This is a genomic window from Rubripirellula obstinata (assembly GCF_001642955.1).
GTDB classification, from domain to species: domain Bacteria; phylum Planctomycetota; class Planctomycetia; order Pirellulales; family Pirellulaceae; genus Rubripirellula; species Rubripirellula obstinata.
Genome location: NZ_LWSK01000176.1, coordinates 1 through 8,552 on the forward strand (window position 1 = coordinate 1; position 8,552 = coordinate 8,552).

6 protein-coding genes are annotated in these 8,552 nt (G+C 53.3%); 3 read left to right on the forward strand and 3 right to left on the reverse strand.

The genetic code is table 11. The features are described 5' to 3' along the window. Window positions 1-170: 170 nt before the first annotated feature. The 3 genes from lpxK to tpx all read right to left on the reverse strand — a co-directional run bounded on the left by lpxK (window position 171) and on the right by tpx (window position 2,845). Entirely contained in the window at window positions 171-1,259 is a 1,089-nt protein-coding gene (gene lpxK, locus RC85_RS23850) for a tetraacyldisaccharide 4'-kinase (RefSeq protein ID WP_068267254.1), read from the reverse strand. 4 nt (window positions 1,260-1,263) lie between these two features. Then, entirely contained in the window at window positions 1,264-2,142 is an 879-nt protein-coding gene (trhO, locus tag RC85_RS23855; RefSeq protein ID WP_068267255.1) for an oxygen-dependent tRNA uridine(34) hydroxylase TrhO, read from the reverse strand. Window positions 2,143-2,329: 187 nt separating this feature from the next. Continuing rightward, window positions 2,330-2,845, reverse strand: a complete 516-nt coding sequence (gene tpx / locus RC85_RS23860; protein WP_068267256.1) for a thiol peroxidase — start codon at window positions 2,843-2,845, stop codon at window positions 2,330-2,332. Between the two features lie 274 nt (window positions 2,846-3,119). On the opposite strand from tpx, the gene RC85_RS23865 reads away from it, so the two are divergent. The 3 genes from RC85_RS23865 (at window position 3,120) to malQ (ending at window position 8,387) form a co-directional block, all read left to right on the forward strand. Continuing rightward, window positions 3,120-4,256, forward strand: coding sequence for a retropepsin-like aspartic protease family protein (locus RC85_RS23865; RefSeq protein ID WP_084422979.1), 1,137 nt, complete (start codon window positions 3,120-3,122; stop codon window positions 4,254-4,256). 121 nt (window positions 4,257-4,377) lie between these two features. Further along, window positions 4,378-6,855 carry a glycogen/starch/alpha-glucan phosphorylase gene (locus RC85_RS23870; RefSeq protein ID WP_068267257.1) on the forward strand — a complete coding sequence of 826 codons (2,478 nt, stop codon included), beginning with the start codon at window positions 4,378-4,380 and terminating at the stop codon, window positions 6,853-6,855. Next, window positions 6,855-8,387, forward strand: a complete 1,533-nt coding sequence (malQ, locus tag RC85_RS23875; protein ID WP_068267258.1) for a 4-alpha-glucanotransferase — start codon at window positions 6,855-6,857, stop codon at window positions 8,385-8,387. Before RC85_RS23870 ends, malQ begins: the two co-directional genes overlap by 1 nt. Window positions 8,388-8,552: the final 165 nt, after the last annotated feature.

Consider the following 8,552-nt stretch of genomic DNA (forward strand, 5'->3'; position numbering starts at 1 on the left):
GCTCTTCCGATGCTATGGCTCGCTACGGCCTACATGCTGGCGACCAGGAAAATGTGCAGTTGCCACAATGCTTCACAGCGCTGCAGTTTGTGTTGCCTGCCATGGTGCAGCTTGCCCAATTTGCTGCGTTGCAATGATTTAGCGGTCCAGGACAACCCTGCGATCAACGGCTATTCGCGTTGATCTGTTCGACTTCGCTCGGGATCAGTGACGACACCAATCAGGGCTGTCAACTTGTCGTAGAGCGGCCCTGGGTCGTCGCGAAAAGTTAGCTCGACGCTGATTGCCATCAACGGGACGCCGGCAAGACGATCGGTTTGAATCTTGACCAGGTCTTTGTGAGTGCAGATGATCGCTTCCACCTGATCACGCTGTCCTTTGATCTTTTCGACCAGTGAAGCTATCGCTGCCGGGCCAAAGTCATCGTGGTCAGGGAACTGAATCCGATCCAGGATTGTTGCGCCGCATTGCTGGACTGTTTTTTCAAAAGCAGTCGGGTTTCCGATCGCACAAACAGTGACGACTTTCCTGTCTTGAAGCCATTGGATTGGCTGGGTTTGTCGATCGTATTGAAAGAGTTCTTTTGTGGCGTGCTGGGTTCGCAAACAGGGAACACCTTCGTGGCAGTGCTGGCTGACCGTCCGATGAATGAATTCCAATTCTTGATCGCTGACCAGATCACAACGCGTCAACAGGACGACGCCCGCGCGGGCGAGGCCTGAAACAGGTTCGCGCAGCAGACCGCGTGGTAGCAGATGACCGAATCCAAATGGATTGGTGGAATCGATGACCAGAATGTCGAGATCGCGATTCAATCGACGGTGTTGAAATCCATCATCCATCAATAAGAATTCACTTTCCAATTCATCCACCGCGGTGGTCGCCGCAGCGAATCGATCAGCGTTTTGAACCTGCGGGACGTCCGGCAACTTTTCAGCCATTTCCTTGGCTTCATCATTGGAACCAGATCCATCGCTCCGATAACCTCGACTGATAATTGCAACGCGAACATTTTGTTGGCGAAGCCATTGGGCCAGGTGGCAAACGATGGGAGTTTTTCCTGTCCCACCGACCGTCAAGTTTCCAATGCAAACGACGGGGACATCGACTTTGTGTATCTCGGTTTGCTTTTGATCGAACCTTCTATTTCGCAGTCCGATAGCCGCAGCGTAGGGGAACGCGGCCATTCGCAAGCCGATACGAACCACGGTTGCGACCAGCCCTTTTGCATTACCGTTTTGAATTGACCGAATGTCCATGCGATTAGGATCGATTCTGATCAATTTGAGATTGCCGAGTGGAAAACCGGCGAATTTGATCTTCGCTCAACATGCTTCGGCAATGCGGACAGTGGACGCCGTTGCGAAAGTCTGGATGTTGTTGGTCTTCTTTCGACACCGGCCATCCGCATCCATAGCACATCACGTGATCAGATTCTTTCAAGCCTTGCCCCACGGCAACGCGGTCATCAAAAACAAAGCAGTCGCCTTCCCAGCGCGAGTGTTCTTCTGGGACAGTTTCCAGGTACTTCAAAATTCCGCCGCGCAAGTGATAGACCTCCTTGAAGCCTCGTTGTTTCAGCAGCGCGGTCGATTTTTCGCAGCGGATGCCTCCGGTGCAAAACATCGCTACCTTGGGATGCTTGTCAGGATCGAGGTGCTTGTCGACGTAGTCGGGAAAGTCGCGAAAGCTTTCGGTTTCAGGATTCGTTGCCCCCTGAAACGTACCGATCGCAACTTCGTAGTCGTTGCGAGTATCAATCAGCGTGACGTCTGGATCATCGATCAAGGCGTTCCAGTTTTCGGCATCGACATAGGTACCGACGCTGGCTAGAGGATCGATGCCCTCGACCCCCAGCGTGACGATTTCCTTCTTCAGCCGAACACGGGCGCGTCGGAAAGGAATCGTTTCGGCACTGGCTTCTTTGACATCGGTATCGGCAAAACGCGGATCGCGATACAGGTGATCCAATAGCCGGTCGACGCCCTGCCGCGTCCCCGCGATCGTGCCGTTGATGCCCTCCGGTGCAAGCAGCAGAGTGCCGCGCACACCGTTTTGGTTCATCACATCCAAAACAGGATGACGAAGATCCGCAAAGTCTTCGAGCGGAACAAAACGGTAGAGAGCGGCAACGACGTACATGGAAAGAGCTTTTAGCGATTAGCTTTTAGCAATTAGCTTTCAGGGTTCGTCGATTCAATGAGCCGCGACGCGTAAGCGGCCGGGCAAGCCAGAGGCCTTACGGCCAGCGGCTGACGATTGCTGTTGCGATCACGACCAACTTAACAAGTCGTGTTGCAACTCCCGAAGAGCGATTCGCTAATCGCAACTAAACCAGCATGCGCAGCGCTGCCATTGCGGCGCTGTAGTCTGGTTCTTCGGTGACTTCGGCCACGATTTCTTTGTAGGCGACCTTGCCTTCGGCATCGAGCACGAAGACGGCACGGGTCAACAGACGCAGTTCATCGATCGTGACGCCGAAGTCGGTACCGAATTGGTGGTCCTTGTAATCGCTGGCGGTACGCATTTTGACGTCTTCGGCACCGCAGAAACGGGCTTGGGCGAACGGCAAATCCCGGCTGACGGTGACCGAGTTGATTTTGTCACCCATGGCGGCCAATTCTTGATTGAACGTCTTGGTTTGAACGGCACAAGTTGGCGTGTCCAAGCTGGGCACGACGCTGATGATCGAAGGCTTGCCCTTCAAATCGTCCAAAGTCAGCGTTTGCAGCCCATTGTCGGCGTAGGTTAAATTGAAAGCGGGCGCTGACGATCCCACGGCAACATCTTCGCCCTGCAAGGTCATTGGATTGCCCTTGAAAGTAATGACTCCACTGCGTCCCATAACGTAAATCTCCAGAAGGTTTTGGTTAAACTGGTCTAATGAAGTATTGCGAATTAGGGTCAAATCGAACAGGGTGGCAGGATCCTGTGCGGATGGAACCGGACCCAGGCGGTCAGAACTGACTAAACGGACATTCGATGAATCAAAATTGCGACTTTCGTTTGCCCCATCAGGTAACGCGGTGAAGCACCTTTATCCAGTAAAACAGCGAAATCATTCGTTAAGCCGCCTGGGCATCGCCCCGCGCGATGTCCACCGCAGGACGTGCGGGGCGATGCCCACTGGCGTTAACAGTTTATTGATTGCGATGGTGATTTTGACCGGTTCGCTGATGAGTGAAGCGGCCGCGCCGGACGCGAATCAGGATGACGCGATTCAGGATGCTACGAAAAAAACCGTCCAACCCGAATCGGCATCCTCCACGACCTATAGCCCAGCGGTCGTTGCAAAGGCCGATAAGATCTTTGACCAAAACAATTTGCGCCGCAGCGGCAAATCGATCCAATCGACCAAGGTTTCAGATGTCTCGCGTGCGATGTCAGGACTCAGTCGAAGCAAGCGTGAACTGAAAACAGTTCGCGATGATTGGAAGGCCGCCGATGAGGCCGTCAAACTCAACCGCCAGCAAACTCTGCTGATGAATCGCCAGAACGGCGAACTGAGTCTACAGCTAGCTCGGGCAACCAACACGACAATGAACAATCGATTGGTGGGATTGATCAATGCAAACATTGCTCGACAACAAATACTGAGAGACCAGTTGGAAAAGCTGAAAGAATTTGCGGGCCTAAAACGTAGCGAACTCAGTAAAGCCGAAGCGAGCTACGCGGAATCGGTTCTAAAAATTCGCGAGGACCTGACGGAAATCGCGGACGAGATTACCAAGTCGCTGGCAGACAAAAAGGTAAGGACGGCAATTTCGGTAGCCCACGCAAACTTTGATGTACCGTTGGAGCAGTCGGCGGGTTTGATTTTGAAATCGGCGGAACGACGGTTAGCAAAAATCGAGCAAGAAATTTTTAGCGAAGTCATTGCCCTGCGCGTCGAAAATCGATCCATGTATGTCGATGTCGTCGTAGGGGGAAAGACGACGCCAATGGTGCTCGATAGCGGTGCTTCGATTGTCAGCTTGCCATCGAAAACCGCGATCGAACTGGAAGTCGTGATCCCCAGTGACGCTCCGCAGATCCGGTTAATGACGGCTGATGGGCGGACGATCATGGGCCGCCGAGTCACGTTGCCCTATGTGCGTATCGGCAATTTTGAGGCGGAAAACGTTGACGCGGCGGTGCTTTCCGAAACCGCTGATTCAGCCGAGCCTTTGCTGGGAATGAGCTTTCTGGACAATTTCAAATTCGAGATCGATGCGGCTTCCAAGACCCTTAAAATGCTGCGTGTTCAAGCGGATTGACCCTGGCGTCAATTCTCTGAACTTACTATCTCGACAAATCGCTTCGGAATCGCGACACTGTACGCCGCTCGGGTAGAGCTTTGATTTCTCGATGCACCCCTACTCAATAAAGTATTTTTAGATGCTGGACCAAACTCAAGTAAGCGATTCATCGAAACCATCCAACGGCGTGCTGCTGCCGATTTCGGATGAAATTCGAAGGCACCTTCTTTACACCTTTGGTCATGACGAAAGTCATGTGAACAATAACTATCGCTATCGAGCTCTCGCGGCCACGGTTCGCGACCGAGTGACGAAAAAGTGGCGTAAGACTCGTGAGCTTTTCGAGCAGTCCGATCAGCGTAAAGTTCACTACCTGTCGCTTGAATTTTTGCTGGGTCGTTCGCTCAACAATGCCGTTCAAAACCTTGATTTGGAATCGCCGGTTCGCGAAGCACTTCAAGGCTACGGCGTCGATCTGGAAGAGATCGCGGACCAGGAACTTGACGCTGGTTTGGGCAACGGCGGACTCGGACGTTTGGCAGCGTGTTTCTTGGACAGTTGTGCGAACTTGCAATTACCCGTCGTTGGTTACGGCATCCGATATGAATTCGGCATGTTCCACCAATTGATCGAAAACGGTCGCCAGGTCGAAGCACCTGATCACTGGCTTCGCGATGGCAACCCATGGGAAATCGAGCGTCCCGAAGACACGCGAACGATTCGTTTCTATGGACACACCCAACGTTCGATCAACGAAAAAGGCGAACAGGTCAGTTCGCTGGTTGATACGCATGACTTGTTGGCGGTTCCCTACGACATGCCAATCCCTGGGTACAAAAACGACACCGTTAACACGCTGCGTTTGTGGAAAGCCAGCACAGCGGACGTGTTCAATTTGGCCGAGTTCAATTCGGGCAACTACACCGACGCAGTCGTTCAGATGAATAACGCTGAACAGATTTCGATGGTGTTGTATCCCAACGACTCCAGCGAGAACGGGAAAGAGCTGCGGCTGAAACAACAGTACTTCCTCGTTTCGGCAAGCCTTCAGGACATCATTGCGAAATGGGTCGAAAAGAACGGCGACGACTTCACCAAGTTTGGCGAACAGAATTGTTTCCAGCTCAACGACACTCACCCAGCCTGTGCCGTTCCCGAACTGATGCGATTGCTAATGGACGAACACGGCCTGGAATGGGATGAGGCGTGGAAGGTCACGACCAGTTGCATGGCCTACACAAACCACACGTTGTTGCCCGAGGCATTGGAACGCTGGAGCGTGGCGTTGTTCAGTCGTTTGTTGCCGCGTTTGTTGGAAATCATTTACGACATCAACGCAAAATTCCTGAAACAAGTTGCCAAGGAATACCCGGGCGATGTGGACGTCCTGCGTCGCGTATCGCTTGTCGAAGAAGGCGACCAACCGCACATTCGCATGGCTTATCTGTCGATCGTCGGCAGTTTTTCCGTCAACGGTGTTGCTGCGTTGCACACGGGATTGTTGAAGAAAGGTTTGTTCGCGGACTTTTACAAAATCTGGCCCAAGAAATTCAACAACAAAACCAACGGCGTGACGCAGCGTCGATGGCTGTCGCACTGTAATCCCGGCCTACGCGATTTGTTGAACGACACGATTGGCGACAAGTGGGAAGGCGACCTGGTCGAAATGGCCAAGCTCGCGCCGCTGGCCAGCGACAAGGCGTTCCAGAAAAAGTGGATCGCGGTCAAGCAAGAAAACAAACGTCGGCTTGCCGAACATGTTCTGCAACACACCGGTGTTGAGTTCATGGAAGATGCGATCTTTGATGTGCAAGTCAAACGAATTCACGAATACAAGCGTCAACTTTTGAACGTTTTGCATGTGGTTCATTTGTACGATCGCATTCGCCGTGGCGACACCAAAAACATGACGCCGCGTTGCGTGCTGATCGGTGGCAAAGCGGCACCGGGTTATCACGTTGCAAAGTTGATCGTCAAACTGATCAACAATGTCGCGTCAGTGGTCAACAACGATCCTGCGACCAAGGGATTGTTGCGGCTTGCGTTCTTCCCGAACTATCGCGTTTCGACGATGGAAATCATTTGTCCGGGAACTGAATTGTCCGAGCAGATTTCCACTGCCGGTAAAGAAGCCTCGGGGACCGGAAACATGAAGTTCATGATGAACGGTGCTCTGACGATCGGAACGCTGGACGGTGCCAACATCGAGATTCGCGAAAAAGCGGGTGCGGAAAACTTCTTCCTGTTCGGCTTGGACGCGGCCGGTGTCGTCGATATTCGCAAGGCCTATGATCCTAACGGAATCATCGCGGGTGATGAAGAAATTCGCCGAGTGATGGAATTGATCGAAGGCGGAACGTTTAACAAAAACGAACCCGGCATTTTCGATCTGCTGACATCCGGTTTGCGGAATCCGCAAGATCAATGGGTGACAATGGCCGATTTTCGCAGCTACATCGATGCCCAGCAGGAAGCGGGCGACTGCTATCGCGACAAAGAACGTTGGAATCGAATGAGTATCCTGAATTCTGCACACAGCGGTTGGTTCTCGAGCGATCGCACGATCGGTCAGTACGCGGACGAAATCTGGAGCGCCAAGCCGCTCCAAGGTTCGTGATGTCGGGCTTACTGGGGCGACGTTCGAGCGGTGTTCTGTGTCACGTCACTTCGCTTTCAAGCGAACATGGCGTCGGCGACCTTGGACCGACTTCGCGACGATTCGTCGATTTTTTAGTCGATGCTGGTCAGACCATTTGGCAGATGCTGCCTTTGTGTCCACCCGCTCGCAACGATTCACCATACAGTTGCTACTCGGCGATGGCAGGCAATCCTGTCATGATCAGTCCCGATAGGCTGGTGTCGGATGGATTGATTTCAGCGGAGGAACTATCCAGTTTTGCCGGCGAACTGGCGATGGGCGACGACGCAAACTTCGTCGACTTTGATCGAGTGATCCGCGGCAAAGCGTCGCTGTTGAAACTTGCCCACAATCGTTTCAAACAGTCGCCGCCCGCTGGGCTGACTCACCAGTTCGAGTCGTTCAAGACCTCGTCGGCTGATTGGCTGGACGACTTTGCTCGTTACGACGCGCTGATGCGTAAGCATGACCAGATCGACTGGTCGTTCTGGCCCAAAGAAATTGCACTGCGTGACATCGCCGCGATGCAGCGGACCGACGAGGAATTGGCCGAGCAGATCGAACACGCAAAGTTCGTTCAATTCATCTTTGATCACCAGTGGATGTCGCTGCGAAAATACGCCAACGATCGTGGCGTTTTGCTCTGCGGTGACATGCCGATCTTTGTCGCTCACGAAAGCGCCGATGTCTGGGCTAATCAATCACTGTTCTCGCTCGATGAAACGGGACGCCCATCGCTGGTCGCAGGTGTGCCGCCGGATTATTTCAGCAAGACGGGTCAGTTGTGGGGCAACCCGCAATACGATTGGAATGCATTGGAAGCGACGGATTATCAATGGTGGACCGATCGTTTCGCCCGCACGTTGCAGCAGTTTGACATGCTAAGAGTCGACCACTTTCGCGCTTTCGAGGCCTACTGGGAAATTCCCGCTACGGCGGAAACAGCGGTTGATGGCAAGTGGGTGACTGGTCCCGGCGAAGCTCCCTTTCGAGCCGCGGAAGACAAATTGGGCGAAATGCTCATCATCGCCGAAGATCTTGGATTGATCACGGATGCGGTTTACGAATTAAGGGACGCGTTAGGTTTCCCCGGCATGCGAGTGATGCAGTTTGGGTACGGCAGTGCCGACGATGACTATCATCGCCCATCCGCCTATCCACCACACTGCGTGGCGTACACGGGAACGCATGACAATGACACGGTGATCGGCTGGTACGAGTCACAGATCAACGACGATGGTTTTCGTGAACTGATTTCAGATGTGGTCGTTAGCGAAGACAACATCCATTTGCAATTGATCAAGTCAGTCCTGGGATCCGCTGCCGACACAACCATCATCCCGATTCAGGATTTGTTGGGTCTCGGCAACGAAGCCAAGATGAACACGCCCGGCGAAGCGAAGGGAAATTGGGCCTGGTGCTTAGCCCCCGATCAGCTAACCGCCACCCACGCGGTGCAACTAAAATGGATCACCGAGGAAACCGACCGCTTGGCGTATGTCGAGATTTAGACATAGAAGTTGCCTTGTTTGAATCGGCACCAAACGGGGACGTCGCATCAGTTACTGCGCAATAGGCCCGGAGGGCCGGCAGCTCTCTGCCGGGTGCGCAAGCACCCGGATGGCTGCCCCACATCAGTTCTCTGGCTCGGTTTCGCGGCTACGCCGCGAAACCGA